Annotated in this window: 18 protein-coding genes; 6 read left to right on the top strand and 12 right to left on the bottom strand. The window is 71.6% G+C overall.

Annotation, left to right across the window (positions count from 1 at the left end; all coding sequences use genetic code 11):
• The first annotated feature begins 47 nt into the window (after positions 1 to 47).
• Positions 48 to 764, top strand: a complete 717-nt coding sequence (locus DEI96_RS14435; protein WP_258372974.1) for an esterase/lipase family protein — start codon at positions 48 to 50, stop codon at positions 762 to 764.
• A gap of 90 nt (positions 765 to 854) precedes the next feature.
• On the opposite strand, the gene DEI96_RS14430 is transcribed toward DEI96_RS14435, so the two are convergent.
• Genes DEI96_RS14430 through DEI96_RS14415 form a run of 4 tightly spaced genes read right to left on the bottom strand, consistent with a single transcriptional unit; the run spans position 855 to position 4636 of the window.
• Positions 855 to 1868, bottom strand: coding sequence for a LacI family DNA-binding transcriptional regulator (locus DEI96_RS14430; RefSeq protein ID WP_111024658.1), 1014 nt, complete (start codon positions 1866 to 1868; stop codon positions 855 to 857).
• A gap of 27 nt (positions 1869 to 1895) precedes the next feature.
• Entirely contained in the window at positions 1896 to 2924 is a 1029-nt protein-coding gene (locus DEI96_RS14425) for a Gfo/Idh/MocA family protein (protein ID WP_111024659.1), read from the bottom strand.
• Entirely contained in the window at positions 2921 to 3943 is a 1023-nt protein-coding gene (locus DEI96_RS14420; RefSeq protein WP_111024660.1) for a Gfo/Idh/MocA family protein, read from the bottom strand. Before DEI96_RS14420 ends, DEI96_RS14425 begins: the two co-directional genes overlap by 4 nt.
• A gap of 39 nt (positions 3944 to 3982) precedes the next feature.
• On the bottom strand, positions 3983 to 4636 hold the full coding sequence (locus DEI96_RS14415) for a CatA-like O-acetyltransferase (RefSeq protein ID WP_111024661.1): 654 nt from the start codon (positions 4634 to 4636) through the stop codon (positions 3983 to 3985).
• A 41-nt stretch (positions 4637 to 4677) separates the two neighbouring features.
• Between DEI96_RS14415 and DEI96_RS14410 the strand changes: the two genes are divergently transcribed.
• Entirely contained in the window at positions 4678 to 5235 is a 558-nt protein-coding gene (locus DEI96_RS14410) for a YbaK/EbsC family protein (protein WP_111024662.1), read from the top strand.
• Here the strand turns inward: DEI96_RS14410 and DEI96_RS14405 are convergent.
• The 7 genes from DEI96_RS14405 to DEI96_RS14375 all read right to left on the bottom strand — a co-directional run bounded on the left by DEI96_RS14405 (position 5216) and on the right by DEI96_RS14375 (position 15834).
• Entirely contained in the window at positions 5216 to 5584 is a 369-nt protein-coding gene (locus DEI96_RS14405) for a VOC family protein (RefSeq protein WP_071246991.1), read from the bottom strand. The genes DEI96_RS14410 and DEI96_RS14405 overlap by 20 nt on opposite strands.
• A gap of 19 nt (positions 5585 to 5603) precedes the next feature.
• Positions 5604 to 9455, bottom strand: a complete 3852-nt coding sequence (hrpA, locus tag DEI96_RS14400; protein ID WP_111024663.1) for an ATP-dependent RNA helicase HrpA — start codon at positions 9453 to 9455, stop codon at positions 5604 to 5606.
• Positions 9456 to 9494: 39 nt separating this feature from the next.
• Positions 9495 to 11333, bottom strand: coding sequence for a thioredoxin domain-containing protein (locus tag DEI96_RS14395; RefSeq protein ID WP_111024664.1), 1839 nt, complete (start codon positions 11331 to 11333; stop codon positions 9495 to 9497).
• A gap of 92 nt (positions 11334 to 11425) precedes the next feature.
• On the bottom strand, positions 11426 to 11956 hold the full coding sequence (locus DEI96_RS14390) for a P-loop NTPase family protein (RefSeq protein WP_111024665.1): 531 nt from the start codon (positions 11954 to 11956) through the stop codon (positions 11426 to 11428).
• A gap of 4 nt (positions 11957 to 11960) precedes the next feature.
• Positions 11961 to 13028: an NAD-dependent epimerase/dehydratase family protein gene (locus DEI96_RS14385; RefSeq protein WP_111024666.1), complete on the bottom strand. Its 1068-nt coding sequence runs from the start codon at positions 13026 to 13028 to the stop codon at positions 11961 to 11963.
• Positions 13029 to 13133: 105 nt separating this feature from the next.
• Complete coding sequence (locus tag DEI96_RS14380; RefSeq protein WP_164941195.1) at positions 13134 to 13994, bottom strand: sulfurtransferase; 861 nt, start codon at positions 13992 to 13994, stop codon at positions 13134 to 13136.
• Between the two features lie 298 nt (positions 13995 to 14292).
• Positions 14293 to 15834 (bottom strand): MFS transporter, encoded by a 1542-nt coding sequence (locus DEI96_RS14375; RefSeq protein ID WP_027466052.1) that lies wholly within the window; start codon positions 15832 to 15834, stop codon positions 14293 to 14295.
• A 171-nt stretch (positions 15835 to 16005) separates the two neighbouring features.
• Between DEI96_RS14375 and DEI96_RS14370 the strand changes: the two genes are divergently transcribed.
• Positions 16006 to 16668, top strand: a complete 663-nt coding sequence (locus tag DEI96_RS14370; RefSeq protein WP_111024668.1) for a TetR/AcrR family transcriptional regulator — start codon at positions 16006 to 16008, stop codon at positions 16666 to 16668.
• A gap of 118 nt (positions 16669 to 16786) precedes the next feature.
• Here the strand turns inward: DEI96_RS14370 and DEI96_RS14365 are convergent, their stop codons facing one another.
• Positions 16787 to 18418, bottom strand: coding sequence for a dolichyl-phosphate-mannose--protein mannosyltransferase (locus DEI96_RS14365; RefSeq protein ID WP_111024669.1), 1632 nt, complete (start codon positions 18416 to 18418; stop codon positions 16787 to 16789).
• Between the two features lie 120 nt (positions 18419 to 18538).
• On the opposite strand from DEI96_RS14365, the gene rsmI reads away from it, so the two are divergent.
• The 3 genes from rsmI to DEI96_RS14350 all read left to right on the top strand — a co-directional run bounded on the left by rsmI (position 18539) and on the right by DEI96_RS14350 (position 21992).
• Positions 18539 to 19360, top strand: coding sequence for a 16S rRNA (cytidine(1402)-2'-O)-methyltransferase (gene rsmI / locus DEI96_RS14360; RefSeq protein ID WP_027466054.1), 822 nt, complete (start codon positions 18539 to 18541; stop codon positions 19358 to 19360).
• A 134-nt stretch (positions 19361 to 19494) separates the two neighbouring features.
• Positions 19495 to 21063, top strand: coding sequence for a methionine--tRNA ligase (gene metG / locus DEI96_RS14355; protein ID WP_111024670.1), 1569 nt, complete (start codon positions 19495 to 19497; stop codon positions 21061 to 21063).
• The gene (locus DEI96_RS14350; RefSeq protein WP_111024671.1) at positions 21060 to 21992 is read left to right on the top strand and encodes a TatD family hydrolase; all 933 of its coding nucleotides are present in this window, start codon (positions 21060 to 21062) and stop codon (positions 21990 to 21992) included. The genes metG and DEI96_RS14350 overlap by 4 nt, the downstream gene beginning before the upstream one ends.

Raw genomic sequence — 21992 nt, 5'->3', positions numbered from 1 at the left:
AGGCGGCGCGGACGGCGCGATCCGGGCCTCCAGGCCGTGTCCCGCTGGTGCGACGCGCGTGGTGGGCCGCACTCGACTGGGGGTACGCGGCACGCTGGCAGGTGCGCAGCTTCGGCCCGACCACCGCGGACGACTACCGGACCGGCGCCGGGCAGCCCGTCGTCGTGGTCCCCGGCGTCTACGAGACCTGGCACTTCATGCGGCCGCTGATGGACGCACTGCACGACCGGGGACACCCGGTGCACGTGCTGCCCGTCCTGCGGCACAACCTGCGGCCCGTGCCGGACTCGGCGCGCGAGGTGATCGCGACCCTGGAGGAACAGGACCTACGGAACGTGCTCGTGCTCGCGCACAGCAAGGGCGGGCTCATCGGCAAGTACGCGATGACGCAGCTCGACCAGCACGAGCGGATCGACCGGATGGTCGCGGTGTCGACGCCCTTCGCGGGGTCCGTCTACGCGCGGCTCGCGCCGGTGCCGCACCTGCGGGCGTTCCGGGCGGCCGACCCGGTGCTGGCGGGGCTGGCGCGGGAACTCGACGCGAACGCGCGGATCACCTCGGTGTACGGGGTGTTCGACACGCTCATCCCCGAGGGCAGCGAGCTCCAGGGCGCCACGAACGTGCGGCTGCCGGTGGGTGGGCACTTCCGGATCCTCGGCGATGCGCGGACGCGGTCGGCGGTGCTGGCAGCGGCGGACCCGGGCGGGGGCGACGGCGCTGGCGGCGGCTCCGGCGGCGGCGGCGCTGGCGGTCTTTCGCGCTGAGCGACACTTCGTGGGCGCGCGACCGCGTGAGGTGTCGGTCAGCGCGAAACGGCGTGGCGGCGGCGGCAGCGAAGCGGCGCGGCAGCAGCGTCAGCGCGGGCGGTCGGCGACGCTCGCGCGCTCGACGATCCGGTGCGGCACGACGACGGTCTCCGGCGCGGCACTGCGGTCCGCGATCCGCCGGGTCAGCAGGTCGAGCGCCGCCGTCGCGAAGGCCCGACGGTCGAACGACACCGTGCTGAGCGACGGGATCGCGTACGCGGCCGCGTCGACGTCGTCGAACCCGATGACGCTGACCTGCTCGGGCACGCGGACGCCGCGGGCAGCCAGCACGTGCAGCACCCCGAACGCGATGGAGTCGGTGAAGGCGAAGACGGCGTCGGGCAGGGGGTGCGCGTCGAGCCAGGCCGCGAAGGTCGTCGCCGCGGAACTCGTGGTCCACGACGGCAGCGGGACACGGAGCGAGGGGTCGGGCGTGATGCCGGCGGCGGCGAGCGCGGCGGTGTAGCCGCGTTCGCGGAGCTCGCTGGTCGCCGTCGCGGCACCCTCGGGTGACGCCCCGACGATCGCGATGCGCCGGTGCCCGTGGGCGATGAGGTGTTCGGTGACCTGCTCGGCCGCCGCGCGGCTGTCGACGTGCACCTGGTCGACGTGCTCGGGCTCGACCTCGCCGATGACGACGGTCGGCGGCAGCCCCTCGGTCGAGGCCAGGACGCTCGCGCTGAGCGACACCGGGTTGAGGATGAGCCCGTCCACCAGGTGTGCCCGGGCACGGGAGACCAGTTCGCGTTCGCGGGCCGGGTCGTTGCCGGTCTGCTCGAGTTGCACGACCCAGCCGCGTTCGCGGGCGAGTTCCACGAAGGACTGCGCGAGCTCGGCGGAGTAGGCGCTGCCCATCTCCGGCAGCGTCAACGCGATCGCTCCGGAGCGGCCGTTGCGGAGCCCGCGGGCGGAGAGGTTCGGCACGTAGTCGAGCTCGGCGACCGCCCGCTCGACGCGTTCGCGGGTCTCCGGGCGCACGACCACGCCGCCGTTGACGACGTTGGAGACGGTCTTCGGGGACACCCCGGCGAGGGCGGCCACGTCCCGCACGGTTGCGCGCATCGGGACGAGCGTAGCGCGGGGCGGTGCTCACTCCGCGACCTGCACCGGGACCGTCCTGCCCGTCCGCACCGACTCCTGCGCCGCCAGCACGATCGACAGTGTCCGGAGTCCGACCCCGACGTCCGGCTGCGGCTGCTCCCCGGACCGCACCGCCGCCAGGAACGTCCGGAGCATCGGCAGGTCGTGGTCGGGTCCGTACCGGAGCTCGATCGGCCGGCCCCCGACCGCCTCGAGCCCGCGAGCAGCCGCCCCGAAGAAGTCCACCGACACCGTGCCACCGGTCCCCGCGACGTCGAGCGTCAGCCCGCCCCACACCGGCGACGTGTCCGGTCGGCTCCACGAGCAGTCGATCGCCGCGATCGTGCCGTCGTCGTACGTGATGGTCACCAGGCCCGCGGTCTCGGAGTTCGCGCGGTCTGCGTGCAGCACCCGGTTGGCGACGGCGGTGACCGACACCGGCGCCGCTCCGGTCAGCCCGTCGATCAGGTCGGCGACGTGCACGACGTGGTCGACGAGGGCGCCGCCTCCGCTCAGCCGGACGTCGGTGAACCAGTCGCGGGCGAGGGGCAGCATGCCGTTGTTCGCGCCCCGCACCGAGAACACCGTGCCGAGTGCGCCGGAGTCCCGCGTCGCGCGCAGCCGGTCGAACGCCGAGGCGAAGCGCACCGGGAACGCCATCATCAGCAGCACCCCGGCGCGGTCCACCGCCTCGCGGATGGCGAGGCCGTCCTGCCATGAGGTCGCGAGCGGCTTCTCGCAAAGCACGTGTGCCCCCGCTGCCGCCGCGAGCTCGACGAACTCGCGGTGCCGAGCGTTCTCGCTCGTGACGATCACCGCGTCCGGACCCCAGGCGAGCAGCTCGTCGACGGAGTCCGCGTACCCGGCGCCGAGCGCGCGTGCCAGTTCGGCGCCGCGCAGGTCGCCGAGTTCCGTCCCCGTGGACACCCCGCCCGGGTCCGTGCCGCGCACCTCCACGTCCGGCATCGCCGCCAGGGCGCCGAGGTAGCTGATGGCGTGCGTGTGGGCGAAGGAGAGCACCCCGACCCGGAGCGTCACCGCGCGACCTCGACCGGCTGGCCGGACTCGATCGAGGCGATCGCCGCGTTCGCGATCCGCACCGCGGCGACGCCGTCGTCCACGGTCACCCGGGGCGGTGCACCACCGTCGAACGCGGCGAGGAAGTCGGCGAGCTCCAGCGCGTACGGATCGTCCGCCGGATCGACCGTCGGCAGGAAACCGTCCACGGAAGCCGGTGCCGCCAGGTCGCTCCGGGTGTCCTCCTCGGCCCGGGACGAGTGCGAGAGGCTGCCGAGCGTCCCCGTCACCGAGTACTCGGTCGTGAAGGCCAGGTGCTGCGGCCCCCACAGCCCGGCGACGTGGCTGATCGCGCCCGACTCGTGCGTGAGCAGGACGTGCGCCGCCTCGACGGGCTCGGCCTCGGAACCCGCGCGGACGCTCACCGCCGACACCCGGGTCACCTCGCCCGCCACCCAGCGCGCGATGTCCAGGTCGTGGATCATCTGGTCCATCACGATCCCGCCCGACAGCGAACGGTCGCCGAACCAGGGGACGTGGGTGGGGAAGGCGCCGGACCGCGAGAACCGCAACACCGCCAGGTCGCCCAGGAGGCCCGTGGTCGCGGCCTCGTGCAGGCGCGCGTACGCGGGGAACCAGCGCACCACCTGGGCCGGGTAGAGCTGCACGCCTGCGTCCGCAGCGCGGGCCGCCAGGTCCGCCGCGTCCGCGTCGGTCCGGGCCAGGGGCTTCTCGGAGACGACGTCCTTGCCGGCCGCGATCGCCGCACGGACGACCTCGGCGTGGGCGTGCGTCGGGACCACCACGTCGACGACGTCGACCGCAGCCAGGAGCTCGTCGAGGCTGTCGGCGACGGTGATCGTGCTGCCCTCGGCCCGAGCGGTGTCGGTGAACGCGGCGACGAGTTCGTGGGCGCCCTCGCGAGCGTGCACCACGACATCGCCCAGGCGGAGCAGCCCGGGCAGGTGGGCGACGGAGATGCCGCCCGCGCCGACGAGCCCGATGCGTTTGCGGGCGGGGGAGTCCGACTGCGACGTCATGGGGTCAGCGTAGGAGATGCGGTGGAGCGACGGGCAAGGTCAGCCGAGCCAGCCAGGGTCGGCGAAGCGCTCCTCGAGCTCGCGCAGCAGCCGGGTCGTGTGGAAGCCGTCGGCAGCCGCGTGGTTGACGTGCAGCGCCAGCGGCAGCAGTGTCCGGTCACCAGCGGTCCGGTACCCGCCGAGCGTGATGATCGGCAGCAGGTGGTCCCAGCCGTCGTGCACCTGCAACGAGAAGCCGGTGAACGATGCTCCTGGCAGGGTCGAGACGTCGAACACGTTGCTGGGCCGGTCGTCCTGCGGGAACATCCGGGTGTCGTCTCGGTACTCCTCCATCGTCGACACCGCAGCATCGTGGAAGGTGCCGAAGTCGCCGTCGTACGGCACGACGAGGGCGGAGAACGTCTCGGTGTCCGGGTGGAACACGGTGAACATCGGGTGGACGCGGTCCCACACGGCGGGGGAGCCGTCCTCCAGCAGCTGCATCCGGAACTCGTCGTGCCGGTTCACCACGGTCGCGATGGCCCAGAGCTGTGACGCGTAGGTCCGACGGCCGGTCGCTCGGACGCGCTCGACGAAGGCGGTGATGTCGAGTTCGACGGTCACCTCGTACGCGCACGGCACGCGGTGCCGGTAGTGCTCGAAGTGCTCCCGGCGGGGCCACTGGTCGACGTCGATCGCCCGGAGTTCGGTCATGGCTCCACCCTCGTGCGGGATCGCTTCCCTACGGTGGAGCCATGCCGACGCTCGAACGTGTTCCCGCCCTGGTCGCCACCGGATTCCTCGCGATCCCCGTCGCCGAAGCCCTCGTCGCGCTGCCGACCGAGGTCGTCATGAAGATCGAGGGCGCCCCGATCGACGCCGACCTGGCCGACACCGCTGCGTTCTCGGAGGCGTACGGCTACCCGTTGGCCGGCGGCGCCAACTGCATCGTCGTCGCGGGCAAGCGCGGCGACGAGATCCGTTACGCCGCCTGCGTCGTCCTGGCATCGACCAAGCTCGACGTCAACCGCGTCGTGAAGCAGCTGCTGGACGTCCGGAAGGCGAGCTTCGCCCCGATGGACGAAGCGGTCGAGCTGACCGGCATGGAGTACGGCGGCATCACCCCGATCGGGCTGCCGTCGTCGTGGCCGCTCTACATCGACGCACGCGTCCTCGACGCCCCCGAGGTCGTCATCGGCGCCGGTCGTCGCGCCGCGAAGCTCTTCCTGCCGGGCGCCGCACTCACCGCGCTGCCGAACGTCACCGTGGTCGAGGGTCTCGCGACCGAACCGGTCAGTCCGACGGCCGGATGAGGCAGAACGGGTGCCCCGCGGGGTCGAGGTAGACGCGGAACGTCTCCGTGCCCGACCCCGTCGCCGTCGCACCGATCGCGAGCACCGCGGCCTCGCCGTCGTCGAGGTCGTCGACCTTCACGTCGAGGTGGCTCTGCTGCGGGACCGTCTGCCCCGGCCAGTCCGGCGCCCGGTAGTCGTCGACCTGCTGGAACGCCAGGATCGGACGGTGGTCGGTGAACGGGAGTGCGAGCTCCGCCCAGTCCTCGTCGAAGCCGACGATCTCCCCGCCGAGCAGCTCGGCGTAGAAGCGGGCGAGGGCGCGGGTGTCCGGGCAGTCCAGGACGACGACGTCGAGTGTGCCGATCATGGCCGACACGGTAGACCCATCAGCGCGCGGCGGTCAGGGCCTTCGTGATCCGCTGCAGCGAGACGGTCTCAGCGGTCCCGAGTTCCTGCGCGAACAGGCTGAGCCGGAACTCCTCGAGCATCCACCGAGCGTGCACGAGCTCCGGGTGCGCCCCGACCGCGGGCGGGAAGGTGCCGCCGGCATCGGTGTAGCGGTCGGTCGCCACGGTGACCTCGCGCATCCAGGTCGCGTCGCGTCCGGGGTTCTGCAGCAGTTTCTGCACGCGCGCCTCGATGCCCTGCAGGTACACGCGGATGCGTCGCAGCCGGTCGAGCCCCGCGACGGCGACGAACCCCGGGAACACCAGGCGCTCCATCTGCTGCCGCATGTCGCTGAGGGCGGCGAGCAGCGACATCGAGTTCGCCTGCTTGAGTGCCCGTTCGGCGGAGCGCTGCGCGGCCAGGACGGCCGCGACCTCGGACACCGCGGTGAACATCGTGTCGACGACGGTGGCCGAAACGGCATCGCGGACCGACTCGAACTCGGCCTTCGTGAAGACGAGGCCGTCCGGGTGGGTCCGACGGATGCCGGCGTCGACCACCGCGGCCAGGACGTCGTCGAACAGCGCGGCGGTTGACGGGTAGGGGCTGGCCGCGAGGGCGAGCTTCTCCTGCGCGGTCAGGTGCGACTGGATGTACGACACGGGCGACGGCACCGCGTGCATCACCAGACGACGGACCCCGGCGGGCATCCGGACGACGCGGTCGGACGGGGTGGCGAGCAGCTGCACGCCGACGGTCGCCTTCGGACCCGTGCCTTCCTCGACCAGGGACGGGTACGCGCGGATGACGCCGCCGGCCTGCTTGGTGTCGAGGGTCTGCGGGAGGTCCTGGTCGGGCCAGGCGGTGAGTCCGGACTGTTCCAGCGGACGACCGGCACCGGCGGACGCGACGCGAGCCGCGCGTCCTGTCCGTCCCGCGCCCTTCGCCGTGGCGGAGGCGACGCTCTGCTGGGTCCGGTCCTTCAGCTTGGTCTGCAGGGCCGACAGGTCCTTGCCGGTCTCGACCCGGCGACCACGCTCGTCGACCACGGCCCACGTCGGCAGCAGGTGCGCGGGGACGCGGGACAGGTCGAAGTCGGACTCGGAGACCGGGACGTAGGTCATGCGCTGGATCGCCTTGGCGAGGGTGGCGCGGAACGACTCCGTCGGCTCGGTCGGGGCGTCGTCGGGCAGCTCGGCGACGATCTTCTCGGCCCAGTCGGCTGCGGGCACGACGTTCTTGCGGATCTGCTTCGGCAGCGACTTGATGAGCGCGGTGACGAGTTCCTTGCGGAGGCCGCGCACCTGCCAGTCGAAGCCCTCTTCACGCATCCGGGGCAGGAGCGCGAGGGGGACCTGCACGCTGACGCCGTCGTCCTGTGCGCCGGGCTCGAAGCGGTACTGGATGGCGAGACGCTGGTCGCCGCTCCGCCACTGGGTGGGGTACTCGACGTCGTCCTCGGCGGCCTCGGCCGCTGATTCGTCCAGCAGGTCCGACCGGCGCATCGTGAGCAGGTCCGGCTGCTCACGGCGGGTGGTGCGCCACCACCCCTCGAAGTCGCGGGTCGTGGCGACGTCGGCAGGGATGCGGGCGTCGTAGAACTCGTAGACGTTCTCGTCGTCGAGCAGGATGTCCCGGCGGCGGGTGCGTTCCTCGAGCTGCTCGAGTTCCTTGCGGAGCTTCCGGTTGGCGCGGTCGAAGGCCTGCTGCGATTCCCACTCACCCTCGACCAGGGCGTGCCGGATGAAGAGCTCGCGGGAGTGTTCCGGGTCGATCCGCGAGTACTGCACGCGGCGGCGCTGCACGATCGGGACGCCGAACAGGCTCACGCGCTCGTAGGCGACGACCGCCCCCTGCTTCTTCTCCCAGTGCGGCTCGCCGTATGTGCGCTTGAGCAGGTCACCGGCGAGCGGCTCCACCCAGGCGGGGTCGATCCGGCCGACGGTCCGAGCGAACAACCGGCTCGTCTCGACGAGCTCGGCGGCCATCACGGCGTCGGGCTGCTTCTTCGCGAGCACGCTGCCCGGGAACACCACGAACCGGGTGTTGCGGGAGCCGAGGTAGTCGCGCTTCTCGCGGTCGCGCAGCCCGATCTGGCTGAGGAGTCCGGAGAGCAGCGCGCGGTGCACGGCGTCGCCGTCGTCGGAGCGGGCCTGCCCGACTCGGACGTCGACCTGCTTCGCGGCACGGGAGAGCTGCCGGTACAGGTCCTGCCACTCGCGGATGCGCAGGTAGTTCAGGAACTCGGCCTTGCACAGCCGGCGGAACGCGCTCGACGACAGTTCCTCCTGCTGCTCCTCGATGTGGTTCCAGAGGTTCAGCAGGGTCAGGAAGTCGCTCGTCGGGTCGGCGAAGCGGGCGTGCAGCTGGTCGGCGTGCGCGCGCTTCTCGAGGGGGCGCTCGCGGGGGTCCTGGATGCTCAGGGCGCTGACGATGGCGATGACCTCGCGCCCGACGCCCTGCCGCCCGGCCTCGAGCACCATCCGACCGAGCCGGGGGTCGATCGGCAGCCGGGTCAGCTGTCGCCCGGACTTCGTGATGCGGCCGTCCTTGTCGACGGCGCGGAGCTCGCGGAGCAGGTCGAGGCCGTCCTTCACGCCGCGGCTGTCCGGCGGCTGCAGGAACGGGAACGACTCGATGTCCCCGAAGCCGAGCGAGATCATCTGCAGGATCACCGCGGCGAGGTTCGTGCGGAGGATCTCGGGGTCGGTGTACTCGGGGCGTCGGCCGAAGTCGTCTTCCGAGTAGAGCCGGATCGCGATGCCGGCACTCGTGCGACCCGCTCGACCGGAGCGCTGACTGGCGCTGGCCTGCGAGATCGCCTCGATCGGCAGGCGCTGCACCTTGGCCCGCGGGGAGTACCGCGAGATGCGTGCCGTCCCCGTGTCGATGACGTACTTGATGCCGGGCACGGTCAGTGAGGTCTCGGCGACGTTCGTGGCGAGGACGACACGACGGCGGATGCCCGGGGTGTGCCGGCGCTCGAAGACCCGGTGCTGGTCGGCGGCGGACAGGCGGCCGTACAGCGGCAGGACCTCGGTGCCCGGGTAGCGCTTGCCCTCGATCGCGTCCTGGGCGTCGCGGATCTCGTTCTCGCCGGACAGGAACACGAGCACGTCGCCCGGGTCCTCCTGCGCCAGCTCGTCGAGGGCGTCGGTGATGCCCTGCAGGGTGTCGCGGTCGTCGGCTGCGTTGCCGCTGTCGCCGGTGCGGGAGTCCGACTCGTCGTCGGCGTCGTCGTCCTGGTCTTCGGCGACGAGGGGGCGGTACCGGATCTCGACCGGGTAGGTGCGGCCGGACACCTCGATGATGGGGGCGTCGTCGAAGTGCTTCGAGAACGACTCCGGGTCGATCGTCGCACTCGTGATGATGAGCTTCAGGTCGGGACGACGGGGGAGCAACCGCTTCAGGTAGCCGAGCAGGAAGTCGATCGTCAGGGACCGTTCGTGCGCCTCGTCGATGATGATCGTGTCGTACCGTTTCAGGTCGCGGTCGAAGTGGATCTCGTTCAGCAGGATGCCGTCGGTCATCAGCTTCACGCGGGTCTCGGAGCTCACCTTGTCGGTGAACCGGACCTGGTAGCCGACGAGTCCGCCGAGCTCCCCGCCGCCCAGTTCTTCCGCCACACGCTCGGCGATGGTCCGTGCCGCGATCCGCCGGGGCTGGGTGTGCCCGATGTGCTCACGACCGAGCTCGAGGCAGATCTTCGGCAGCTGCGTCGTCTTCCCCGAGCCGGTGGCCCCGGCGACGATGACCACCTGGTTGTCACGGATGGCAGCCGCGATGTCGTCCCGCCGCTGCGAGACCGGCAGTTCGGGCGGGTACGTGATGACGGGCAGCGGAGAAGACATGAGCATTCCAGGATACAGGCGCGCCGGGCGACTGGTGTGTCAGGCGATCTGCCGGGACAGGACGTCCGCCGACCGGGAGGGCAGTTCGCACACCCGGTCGTGACAGACGTACGCGGCAGGGTCGAGCACGTCGCGTCCCTCGAACAACGAGAACCCCGCCTCGGCCCAGTCGCGTGCCTGTTCCGGCGTCGTGGTGGCGACGACCGTGCCGGGGCGCCGAGCGCGGCGTGCCACGGCCCGCATCGGGTCGTCGGTGCCGCTCGTGACGACGACGATCTCGCGCGACGGCCGTTGCAGGGCGAGGGCGACACCGAGGGCATCCGCGTGACCGAGGGGTCGCTCGGTCCCGGTGCGGGCGCGGTCGGCGATGAGTCGTGCCGCGGCGACCCGCAGTGCCTCGTCGCCCGTCAGTGCCCCGAGCGTCGCGGCGGCCGACGCCAGCGCCACGGTGCCGGACCGCATCGCGGTCTGTGGCTGTTCCCCCGTGGCCGTCCCCGCCGAGGCCAGCACCGGGTCGACGTCGAAGCGCTCGGCCAGACCGTCGTCGACGAGCGAGCGTGCGACGGTCGCGTAGGAGACCTCGCCCGTCACCAGGGCCAGTTCGAGCAGCCCTTCGGCGAGCAGCCCGACGTCCTCGACGGTGGCCGGTGCAGAGGAGACTCCGCGCGGTGTGCTGGACCGCACCGTCACGTGGTCGTCCTGCACGTGGGCGGCGAGGACCGCATCGGCCGCGCCCCGCGCGAGCGCGACGAGTTCCGGGTCGCCGTGCCGTGCGCCGGCGATCGCGAGCCCCCGGATCGCCAGGCCGTTCCAGCCCGTGAGCACCTGGTCGTCCAGCGGTGGCGGGTCGAGCTGGGCGCGCTCGGCGATCGGTCGGCGGTACCACTCGCCCTCGACCCGACGGCCGTCGATGGTCGACTCACTGTCCTGCGCGGCGACGAACGCCCCGTCGGCACGGCGCAGGGTGTCCCGGAGGAAGTCGGCGATGCCGCGGGCCTGCTCGGCACCCGCGACCGCGAGCAGCCCCGCGTTGTCGTAGAGCATCCGTTCGTAGTGCGGCACGCTCCAGTCGCGCTTGGTCGCGTACCGGAAGACGCCGCCGTCGGCGTCGGTCAGCTCGGATGCGCGGATCGCGTGCAACGACCGGTCGAGCAACCCGTCGGCCTCGGCGTCGCCGTCGGCCGCCGCGTCGGCGAGGAACTCGAGCAACGGTGTGCTCGGGAACTTCGGCGCGCCGCCGAAACCACCGTAGGTGGTGTCCTCTGCCTGGGACAACTGGTCCGCGACGGCCCGGATGGCGTCGACGGACGGGAGGCCCGGGTCGGCTCCGGCACCGGCGCCGCCCTCGCCGGAACGGGTGGCAGCGTCCGCCACGGCGCCCTGCCGGATCGCCGTCGCGATGGCCGAGGCGTTCGCGTCGACCTCGTGCCGACGCTCGGTCCAGGCGTCGAGCACCGCGGCCAGGATCTGCCGGAACGCCGGGACCTGCCCGACGGGAGTGGGCGGGAAGTACGTCCCCGCGAAGAAGACGTGGCCGTCGGGCGTCAGGAACGTCGTCAGCGGCCAGCCGAGCTGTTGCGTGAACGCACTCGCCGAGGCCATCAGGCTCGCGTCGACGTCCGGCCGTTCTTCGCGGTCGACCTTCACCGACACGAAGTCCCGCCGCAGCAACTCGCCGATCTCCGGGTCGTCGAAGCTCTCGCGCGCCATGACGTGGCACCAGTGGCACGTGGCGTACCCGACGGACACCAGCACCGGGACCCCGCGCTCGCGCGCTTCGGCGAACGCCTCGGGACCCCACTCGCGCCAGTCCACCGGGTTGTCGGCGTGCAGACGCAGGTAGGGGCTGACCGAGGTGCCGAGGCGGTTGTCGTTCATGGCTCCAGCGTGCCCGCCCCCGACTGGGCGGACCACCGTCCGGGGACAACTGTGGACGGAACGCCCACTCTGCACAGGCCGTGCGGGGGAGATCAGCCCTCGAGCCACCCCGTGATCGACGCGAGCCGTGCGGCCACCTGGGCGGGGCTCTTGCCGTCCGTGTCCACCCGGGTGACCGTGTCCGCGGTGGCCGAGTCGAGCCTCCCGGCCGTCCGCGTGCTGTGCGCGAGCTGCGCCTGCGGGACCGCACCACCCGCTCGTCGTGCGAGCCGGTCGGCGGTCGCGCCGTCGGATGCGCGGAGCAGGACGACGCGCACCAGCGGATCGTCGCCCATCGCTGCAGCGAGGCGCTCGTGCTCGAGCACGGACACGGTGTTCGTGTAGACGAGCCGGTGGTGCCCGATCGCCCGGTAGCCGGCCCAGATCGCGGCCAGGTTCAGCTCGGCCAGGTGGGCCTCGGGGTGTTCGACGTGCGGTGCAGGGTGCGCGAGGTCGAGCAGGTCGCCCTCGATCACCGCGTGCCGGACGTCCGCCGCGACGAGCAGGTCGTGCAGTGCCTCGGCTGCCGTCGACTTGCCCACGCCGGAGCGTCCGCCGATGAACAGGACCTCGGACCGGGGCACCGTGTCAGCCCAGGTTGAGGGAGAGGAGCGCGAGTGCGGCGTCCTCGGGGCCGTAGTCGAACATGTGCTCCCAGAACGGGTCGTCGGCCCACGGGACGTCGCCGTCGGCGGGCGTCGCGTGGGCGGTCTCGACCAGCCAATCGAGTTCGGGGGCGACGGCCGTCGCGAACTCCGGTGGTTCCCACCCGAGGGCGCGTGCCGCAGTGGTGTCGAGGACGAACGGCGGTCGTGAAGACCACGGCGTGCCACCCACGAACGCGGGCGCGTCCTCGTCGAGCAGGACCTCGTCGAACCGGTGGTCCAGGTGTCCGCCGATCGTCCGCACGATCTCGAGCGCGGTCGGGGCCGAGGCATCGGCGACGTTGAGGATCCGGCGGTCCGGCGCGTCCGCGACGAGCCGGACGAGCGAACCGATACCGCTCGCCGCCGTCGTGTGGTCCACACCGCGGCCGTGGTCGGCGAGCAGGATGCGCTCCCGGCCGTCGAGCACGCGGCGGACGACGAACCACTCCCGCGGGCGGCCGATGCCGACGCCGTACACCTTCGACGGGCGGAGCACCGTGACCGGGGCACCGTGGTCGAGCAGGACCTGCTCGGCCGCCACCTTCGCGGCGCCGTAGCCGTCACGACTCGTGGGGTCCCCGTCGCCGGCGGTGACGGTCGGCTGGATCTCGGTGACCGCGCCGCCGAACACCGGCTTGTCGAGCGAGTTCGCGTGCCGCCCCTGCTCGTCGGCGTACACCGACCTGGACGAGACGAAGACGGTCGAGCCGACGTCGTCGAGGAACGGCAGGAGCTGCTGGGCGTCGTCGCGGGTCAGGCCGACGGTGTCGACGAGCAGGTCGGCTCCGGGGCGCAGGAGTTCGCGCAGGTCGGACCGGTCGCGGCGGTCACCGGGCGTGAACGCGGCACCGGCTGCGGTCAGGGCGTCCGCTGCGGGACCGCCTCGGCGTGCGACCACGTCGACCTGCCAGTCGTCGCCGCCCCGGCCCGAGGCGTCGAGCAGCTCTCGCGCGACGGCCGAGCCGATGCCGCCGGTGCCGCCGAGGATGACCGCGCGTCTGGTGCTCATGGTGCAACGGTAGTGCGGCGCGGCGGTCGGCTCGCGGCCGTCAGTCCTCGGCTGACGGTCCGCGGCCGTCGGCCCGGCGCGGCCGTCGTTCCGCGATCGGTTCCGTCAGGAGGCGAGCTGCTCGTGCCGCCACCAGTCGGCCAGCGAACCGTCGTAGACCTTCACCCGGTCGTGCCCGAGCACCGTCAGGGCGAGGGCGTCGACGCACGCGGCGCTGCCCACCCCGCAGTACGTGACGATCTCGTCGGCACCGATCACCGCGGCGAAGGCCCGCTCGAGCTCGGCGCCGCGCAGGTACGCGTTCGTCTCGGGGTCCACCAGGGTGTCCGCCGTGATCGGGGTGCTGCCCGGCACGATCGGCGGGTGGTCGTCACCGAGGGCCGCCCAGGGCGCGGCGAACACCAGGGACGCCGGCTCTTCGCCGGAGACCGCACGGGTGACGCGGTCGTGGTCGGCCCAGAGCGCACGTTCTTCGCCGGCGAGGAACGCGCCGGCATCGGGGTCGGACGGCGTCGCGGGCGTGCGGAGTGCTCCCACGCGGACGGGGCGGCCCTCGTCGCGCCACTTCGTGAAACCACCGTCGAGCACCGCGACCGAGTCGAAGCCGAACGAACGGAAGATCCACCACAGGCGTGCCGACCACTCGCCGACGCTGTCGTCGTAGACCACCACGGTCGAGGTGTTCGTCACGCCGAGCTGTGCCGCGGCGACCTCGAAGCGCTCGGCGCCGGGGCGGGTGAACGGGACGTCGGCGTCGGCGGCGGAGAAGTCGTCGATCAGGTCGGCGAAGCGGGCGCCGGGCACGTGGCCGCGCTGCTCGTGGGCGTCCCGTCCGGGGAGCCATGTGGTGTCGAACCCGGCCCCGACGGTGTGCACCGAGGCGTCGAGCACGACGAGCTCGTCAGCACCGAGGTGGTCTGCGAGCCACTGCGTCGACACGAGTGGTGAGGTCAGGACGGGGGCCATGTCGCACACCATAATCCGCACCCCTGACGTGGGCCAGGGACGTGGACACGCGGCGCAACCGTGGGTGCGGGTAGGTGCATGCGTGGGCAGTGATCGACGATGCACCAGTCGTTCGACGAGTGGTCTGTCGGAACATGCGCAGGCACCGAGTGCGTGCGCATCGATCGACGATGCACGCGTCGTTCGACAGGTGGATCGTCGTGGAACGGGTGTCGCCGCCCCCCCCCACACACACACGCACAACGGCCCGCCCCGGCAGAACCGGAACGGGCCGAAGACGCGGAGCGAACCGCCGGCGTCAGTGCGCCGCGGCGGGGATGCTCCCGGTCGTGGCGGACCCGGCACGTGCGAGCCGCTCGACCCGCACCGACTGCCGGTTGATGAGCAGTCCGCCGGCCAGGGCGACGAGCACGAGCACACCGGCGGAGATGCCGAACGCCACGTGGTACCCGTCGAGCGTGGCCTGGGCCTGCTGCAGCTTCGTCGGGGCGGCGGTCAGCCCGGACAGGCTGTTCGACACCACGTCGGCGAAGATCGTCGACAGCAGCGCCGTACCGATCGAGCCACCGATCTGCTGCATGGTGTTGACCGTCGCCGAGGCCACACCGGCGTCGGCCCGAGCAACTCCGGTGGTCGCGGTGTTCATCGCGGACGAGAAGATCGTGCCCATGCCGAGACCGATGACGATCAGCGCCGGCAGGACGGTGCCCGCGTAGGAGCTGTCCAGGTCGGTGCGGAGCAGCAGCAGGAGCCCGGTCGCGGCGACCAGGCCACCGGCGAAGATGAGCACCTTCGGCCCGACGCGCGGCAGCAGGCGGCCACCGATCTGCGTCGCCGAGATCATGATCGACAGCGGCATCGGCAGGAATGCGAGACCGGTCTGCAGCGAGCTGAAGCCGAGGGTCTGCTCCAGGTAGTAGGTCAGGAACAGGAAGATGCCGAACATGCCGATCGCGACGAGGCCGATCGCGATGAACGAGCCGCCGCGGTCTCGGTCGAGCACGACGCGCAGGGGCAGCAGCGGGTGGGCGACGCGGGTCTCGATGAACACGAACGCGGCGATCAGCACGACGCCGCCGGCGAGCATGGCGATCGTGACGGGGGAGTCCCAGCCGTTCGTCTCGGCGTTCGAGAAGCCGTAGACGACGCCGACCAGCCCGAGCGTGATGGTGATGACGCCGAGCACGTCGATGCGCGGACGCTCGACCTTCGGCGGCTTCTCCATGAAGACGAGTGCGCCGATCACGCCGAGCACGGCGAAGACGACGTTGACGTAGAGGCACCAGCGCCAGGACGCGTACTCGGTCAGCACGCCGCCGAGCAGCAGGCCGATGGCCGCACCCGAGCCGGCGATGGACCCGAAGATGCCGAACGCGCGACCGCGTTCCTTGGGGTCGCGGAACGTGGTGGTCAGCATGCCGAGCGCGGACGGGGCGAGCAGCGCGCCGAAGACGCCCTGCAGTGCGCGGGCCGCGACGAGCAGGCCGAACGAGTCGGCGAGGCCACCGAGCACCGAGGCGACGGCGAAGCCGACGAGCCCGATGATGAAGGTGTTCTTGCGCCCGAACAGGTCGCCGAGACGACCGCCGAGCAGCAGCAGCGAACCGAAGGCCAGCGAGTACGCGGTGACGATCCACTGTCGCTGGTCGGTGCCGAAGTCCAGGTCGGCCTGGGCCGAGGGCAGGGCGATGTTCACGATGGTCGCGTCGAGCACGACCATCAGCTGTGCGAGGGCGATGACCGCCAGGGCGATCCAGCGGTGGTTGCTCTTGGCGGGGGTGGTGCCCGGAGTCGTGGGTGCTGTCCCGGTGGGGGTCGGCACGGTGTGTTCTGCCGTCACGGCAGCCTCCTTCGAGAAGGTTGGAGGGTGGGGTGGAGGTGCGCGCCGTCGGGCACTCCCGAGATGTGGTGGTGACGAAACCGGATGCGAGGCATCCGTTTGTGGTCAGTGTAGACCGAAACGGAAGGAGGGCATCCACTTGTTCCCAGAAAGTGCAACTACGGTCGGATCGTGAGCACCACCGAGTCCGCGTCCGACCTCGAGCGACCGCTGCGCGCCGACGCAGCGCGCAACCGCGAGCTGATCCTGCAGACGGCGCGCAAGTGCTTCGCCGAGCGCGGGCTCTCCGTCACGTTGAACGACATCGCGCACGAGGCCGGCGTCGGGGTCGGCACCGTCTACCGACGGTTCGCCGACAAGGACTCCCTGATCGAGGCGCTGCTCGCCACCAAGTTCGAGGCCATGAACGACGCCGCAGCGCGCGCCGCGGACGTGTCCGACCCGCGCGAGGCGCTCCGGGTGTACCTGATGGGCGTCTTCGCGTTCCGCGCACGCGACCGCGCCCTCGCCGATGCCATCGTCCGTGCCGGCAAGGCCCGACCGTCCATCGTGCAGGAGCGCGACCGGCTCGAACGGCAGGTCGCCGCGATCATCGGCCGCGCCGAGACCGCCGGCGTCGTCCGGCCCGGCTTCGACTACCGGGACCTGCCGATGCTCACCGCGATGGTCGGTGCGGTCGCCGATGCCACCCGCGAGCACGACCCGGACGCCTGGCGCCGCTACGCGGAACTCCTGATCCAGGGCGTCCTGCCGGGTACGGACGACACCGCGCCGATGCTCGGCGACCCGCTGGACCGCGAGTCGATCGAGCGCGCGCTGCACGCGCAGTCCTGACCACGGACGCAGGGGAGGCCCGTGGCGGCGCCGCCACGGGCCTCCAGTCCGGCTGTGGTCGCCACCAGAGCGCCCAACGCGACGGCCGCGACCGGACCGGCCGGACCTGCCAGGCCGGCTACAGCCAGCTGGGGATCCAGTAGTGCGACCGGACGAAGTCCCACGGCACCTGCATCGCCGTCCACATCGGGTACCAGTAGACCGAGGCGAGCACGACGACGCCCAGGTACACGCCGACCCACAGGATCGCCCGTGACCGGCGTGACCGTTCGTCGCTCCGCCTGCCGAGCACCAACCCGATCGCGGCGGCCAGCGCCATCACCATGTAGGGCTCGAAGGCGATCGTGTAGAACTGGAACACCGTCCGGTCGACGTACATCAGCCAGGGCAGGTACCCCGCCGCGACGCCGAGCAGGACGAAGCCGTACTCCCACTTCCGGCGCAGGACCCAGAGCACGAGCAGCGCCACCGTCGCGATGACCGAGGCGTACCAGATGAACGGATTCGCGATGCCGGTGATCGCCTCGCCGCAGCGGTTCGCCCAGCAGCCGTCCTGCCCGGCGTCCGTGCCGACGTAGAACATCGACGTGGGGCGCTGCATCACGAGCCAGAGCAGCGGGTTCGCCTGGTACGAGTGCGGGGTGTGCAGCCCGATGTTGAAGGCGTAGATCTCCGACTGGTAGTGCCACCAGTTCTGCAGGCCGTCCGGCACCCAGGCGAGCAGCCCGGTCCAGCGGTCGCCGCCCGAGGACAGCCAGTTGCGGTCCCAGCCGTCCCTCGACACGAACCAGCCGGTCCACGACGCCACGTAGGTCACCGCGGCGATCGGCACGGTCAGCAGGAACGACACCGGTGCCTGCTGCAGCAGCGCGCTCGACGACCAGAACTCGACCCCGGCGCGGCGGCGCATCATCATGTCGCTCAGCACGGAGTACACGGCGAAGAACGCCAGGAAGTACATCCCCGACCACTTCGTCGCCGCTGCCAGCCCGAGGGCCAAGCCCATCGCGAACAACCACGGGCGCCACCAGAACACCGGCCCCCACAGGGTGGTCCGGCCCGCGGCAGCACGGGCGGCCACCCACTCGTCGAGCCGCCGTTGACCGTGCCGACGGTCGAGCAGCAGCGCCCCGAACCCGAGGATGACGAAGAAGGTCAGGATGCCGTCGAGGAGCGTCACCCGCGACATCACGATCGCCTGCCCGTCGATCGCGAGCAGGAAGCCGGCGAGCGTGCCGATCATCGTCGAACGGAACAGCGACCGGGCGATCACCGCGGTCAGGAACACCGTCGCGACGCCGAGCACGGCCACCGTGAAACGCCAGCCGAACGAGTTGTCCGCCCCGAACAGCAGCATCCCGAGGCCGATGAGGTACTTGCCGAGCGGCGGGTGCGCGATGAACTCCGCGGCACTCGTGAAGATGTCCGTCTCACCGCGGACGAACCGGTCGTCGGTCGTCGGGGCGGTGTCACTGCTCGGGTTCGCGGGCCAGGTGCCCTCGTACCCGAGGTGCACGATCGACCAGCCGTCCTTGACGTAGTACGTCTCGTCGAACACGAGCGAGTGCGGGTTGCCGAGGTTCACCAGCCGCAGCACGGCGGCGAGGAGCGTCACCGCGAGCGGACCCGTCCACCGCCACACGGCGACGCGCTGCGACGTGGAGAGCACCCGCCCCCACCAGTCGTCCAGGCGCGAGCCGACCGGCCCGTCGGGCACGGCCGTGCGGTCGTCGGTCAGCTCGCTGGTCATCGCTGAGCATCCTACGGATCGACCTATGTCCCCGCTGCGACGGGGCTGCTCGGGCCGACGCGGCGGCGTCGGGCGGCCGCTGTCGCCGCACCGGGGTCGCTGTGCGGGGACAATGGGTGCGTGATCGTCCTCGCAGCAACGCCCATCGGCAACCTCGGGGACGCCTCGCGCCGTCTCGTCGAGACCCTCTCCAATGCCACGGTCGTCGCGGCGGAGGACACCAGGACCGCCATCCACCTGATGCGCGCCCTGGGCATCGAGAACCGTCCGCGGCTCATCGCCCTGCACGAGCACAACGAACGGGCGAAGGCGTCCGAGGTCGTCGAGCTCGCCCGCGACGAGGACGTCGTGGTCCTGACCGACGCCGGCATGCCCGCGATCAGTGACCCCGGCTTCCCCCTCGTCGAGGCCGCCGCGGCCGCCGGGGTCACCGTCACCGCCCTGCCCGGGCCGTCGGCCGTGCTCATGGCGCTCGCCGTGTCCGGGCTGCCCACCGACCGCTTCACGTTCGAGGGGTTCCCGACCCGCAAGGCCGGCGAGCGCCGTCGGGCGTTCCAGGCGCTGGCGGGGGAGCAACGGACCATGGTGTTCTTCGAGTCGCCGCACCGGCTGGCCGAGACCCTGGCCGACATGGCCGTCGGGTTCGGCGGCGATCGACGCGCCGCGGTCTGCCGCGAGCTCACGAAGCTGTACGAAGAGGTCCGCCGTGGGCCGCTGGACGAACTCGTCACGTGGGCGTCCGAGGGCGTCCGTGGCGAGATCTGCATCGTCGTCGCCGGCGCCGCCGAGGCCACCGAAGAAGCCACGCTCGACGACGGGGTGCGCCTGGTGCTCGAGCGGGTGGCGGCCGGCATGCGCATGAAGGAGGCCGCCGCGGCGGTCGCGGACGCGACCGGGCTGTCGAAGCGCGACCTGTACGAAGGGGCGCTCGCGGCGCGCTGAGCGGGGCTCGTCACGTCCGCGTCCGCCGGTCTGGAGGCGCGGGGCGGGCCCGTCACGGGCCTCCCGGACCCGGTTCTCCACAGTCCACCGCCGCACGCGTCATCAGGGTTCGGTGCGCCCGTAGGATGGTCCGCATGTCCGCCGGGTCCTCGTTCAGCATCACCACGCCGATCTTCTACGTGAACGACGTGCCCCACATCGGGCACGCCTACACCGAGGTCGCCGCGGACTTCCTCGCGCGCTGGCACCGGCAGCGCGGTGACGACACCTGGCTGCTCACCGGCACCGACGAGCACGGGCAGAAGATCCTGCGCACCGCCTCGGCGAACGACGTTTCGCCCAAGGAATGGGCCGACCGGCTGGTCAACGACGCCTGGAAGCCACTGCTCGACACGGTCGACGTCGCGAACGACGACTTCATCCGCACCACCGACGAACGGCACGAGCGCGGCGTGACGGCGTTCCTGCAGAAGCTGTACGACGACGGCTTCATCTACGCCGGCGAGTTCGAGGGCTTCTACTGCGTGGGCTGCGAGGAGTACAAGCAGCCGAGCGACCTGGTCGCCGGGACCGGTGCGTACGAGGGCCAGCAGGTCTGCGCGATCCACTCGATCCCGGTCGAGGTACTGGCCGAGCGCAACTACTTCTTCCGGATGTCCGACTTCGAGCAGCGCCTGCTCGACCTGTACGAGTCGAACCCGCTGTTCATCCAGCCCGAGAGCGTCCGCAACGAGATCATCTCGTTCGTCAAGCAGGGGCTCCGGGACCTGTCGATCTCGCGCTCCAGCTTCGACTGGGGCATCAAGATCCCCTGGGACAGCGACCACGTGCTGTACGTGTGGTTCGACGCCCTGCTCAACTACGTCACGGCGCTGGGCTACGGCACCGACGACGACGAGGCCTTCAAGCGCCTCTGGCCGAGCGTGCACATCGTCGGCAAGGACATCGCCCGCTTCCACGCCGTCATCTGGCCGGCGATGCTCATGGCCGCCGGGCTGCCGGTACCGGAGCGCGTCTTCGGCCACGGCTGGTTGCTCGTCGGCGGCGAGAAGATGTCCAAGTCGAAGCTGACCGGCATCGCGCCGTCGGAGATCACCGACACGTTCGGGTCCGACGCCTTCCGCTACTACTTCCTGCGCGCCATCACCTTCGGGCAGGACGGCAACTTCAGCTGGGAAGACATCTCGGCGCGCTACCAGGCCGAGCTCGCGAACGGCTACGGCAACCTGGCGTCGCGCCTGGTCGCCATGCTGCAGAAGTACTGCGACGGCGAGGTCCCCGATCGCGGCGAACTGACCGAGTCCGACCAGGCGATCGACGCCCTGGCCGTGTCGGTCACCGAGCGTGCCGACGCCGCCATCGCCGCCTTCGCCCCGCACGAGGCGATCGCCAGCGTGTGGGAGCTCGTCGACGCCCTGAACGGGTACATCACCGAGCAGGCGCCCTGGGCCCTGGCGAAGGACGACGCCAACCGCGAGCGCCTCGGCACGGTCCTGACCACCGCGCTCCGCGGCCTCGGCACCGTCACCGTCCTGCTGTCCCCGGTCATGCCGAAGGCGACCGAGAAGCTCTGGGCCTCGATCGGCGCCGGCGGGTCCGTCGCCGAGCAGCGGGTCGACCGCGCGTACGAGTGGCAGGGTGCGTCGCACGTGGTGCCGCTCGAGAGCGGGCTGTTCCCCCGGATCGAGCAGGTCTCCGCGTGACCGACGCCGAGTCGCACGTCCGGTCCCGCGGCGACGGGGCGTCCGGTGGCTCGAAGCGCGACCTGACGTACCCGCCGCTGCCGCAGGCGCTCGTCGTGCCGGTGTACGACAACCACACCCACATGGAGATCGCCGACGGCGTCGGCGACGGGGGTGACGGTCCGCTCGAGTACCGCGAGCACCTCGACCGTGCCTCGAGCGTCGGCGTGCGCGGTGTCGTGCAGGTCGGCACCGACCTCGCCACCTCGGAGTGGTCCGCGTCGATCGCGGCTCGGGAGCCCCGGGTCCTGGCGGCCGTCGCGCTGCACCCGAACGAAGCGCCCGTGCTGCAGGAGCAGGGGCTGCTCGACGAGCACCTCGCTGGCATCGAGCGTCTTGCTGTGCTGCCGCGGGTCCGGGCGATCGGTGAGACCGGCCTCGACTTCTTCCGCACCGGCGAGGACGGCCGTGACGCCCAGGTCCGTTCCTTCGAGGAGCACATCCGCATCGCGAAGGAGCACGACCTCGCGCTGACGATCCACGACCGCGACGCGCACGACGCCGTGGTCGAGGTCCTCGACCGCGTGGGTGCCCCGGAGCGCACCGTCTTCCACTGCTTCTCCGGCGGTCCGGACCTCGCCCGGCTCTGCGCCGAGCGCGGCTGGTACATGTCGTTCGCCGGCACCGTGACGTTCAAGAACGCCGCACTGCTGCGTGAAGCCCTGGTCGTCGCCCCGCGGCACCTGATCATGATCGAGACCGACGCACCGTTCCTGACGCCCACCCCGTTCCGTGGCCGCCCGAACGCGCCGTACCTCATCCCGCTCACCCTGCGGTCGATGGCGGAGACGCTCGGCACGGACGCCTCGATGCTCGCGGCCCAGATCGCCTCGAACACCGAGCTCGTCTACGGCGCGTGGGACGCCGAGCCCGTGACGGTGGACGAGTAG

This window comes from Curtobacterium sp. MCLR17_031, from assembly GCF_003234775.2.
Lineage (GTDB): Bacteria > Actinomycetota > Actinomycetes > Actinomycetales > Microbacteriaceae > Curtobacterium > Curtobacterium flaccumfaciens.
The sequence above is the reverse complement of the archived record's forward strand: the minus strand, read 5'-3'. Positions and strand labels throughout refer to the sequence as shown.

Excerpts from the sequence above, each read along its gene's own strand:
- DEI96_RS14430 (WP_111024658.1), bottom strand. The coding sequence starts at position 1,868 with ATGCGCGCAACCGTGCGGGACGTGGCCGCCCTCGCCGGGGTGTCCCCG.
- DEI96_RS14420 (WP_111024660.1), bottom strand. The coding sequence starts at position 3,943 with ATGACGTCGCAGTCGGACTCCCCCGCCCGCAAACGCATCGGGCTCGTC.
- DEI96_RS14415 (WP_111024661.1), bottom strand. The coding sequence starts at position 4,636 with ATGACCGAACTCCGGGCGATCGACGTCGACCAGTGGCCCCGCCGGGAG.
- DEI96_RS14410 (WP_111024662.1), top strand. The coding sequence starts at position 4,678 with ATGCCGACGCTCGAACGTGTTCCCGCCCTGGTCGCCACCGGATTCCTC.
- DEI96_RS14405 (WP_071246991.1), bottom strand. The coding sequence starts at position 5,584 with ATGATCGGCACACTCGACGTCGTCGTCCTGGACTGCCCGGACACCCGC.
- hrpA (WP_111024663.1), bottom strand. The coding sequence starts at position 9,455 with ATGTCTTCTCCGCTGCCCGTCATCACGTACCCGCCCGAACTGCCGGTC.
- DEI96_RS14395 (WP_111024664.1), bottom strand. The coding sequence starts at position 11,333 with ATGAACGACAACCGCCTCGGCACCTCGGTCAGCCCCTACCTGCGTCTG.
- DEI96_RS14385 (WP_111024666.1), bottom strand. The coding sequence starts at position 13,028 with ATGAGCACCAGACGCGCGGTCATCCTCGGCGGCACCGGCGGCATCGGC.
- DEI96_RS14380 (WP_164941195.1), bottom strand. The coding sequence starts at position 13,994 with ATGGCCCCCGTCCTGACCTCACCACTCGTGTCGACGCAGTGGCTCGCA.
- DEI96_RS14365 (WP_111024669.1), bottom strand. The coding sequence starts at position 18,418 with ATGACCAGCGAGCTGACCGACGACCGCACGGCCGTGCCCGACGGGCCG.
- metG (WP_111024670.1), top strand. The coding sequence starts at position 19,495 with ATGTCCGCCGGGTCCTCGTTCAGCATCACCACGCCGATCTTCTACGTG.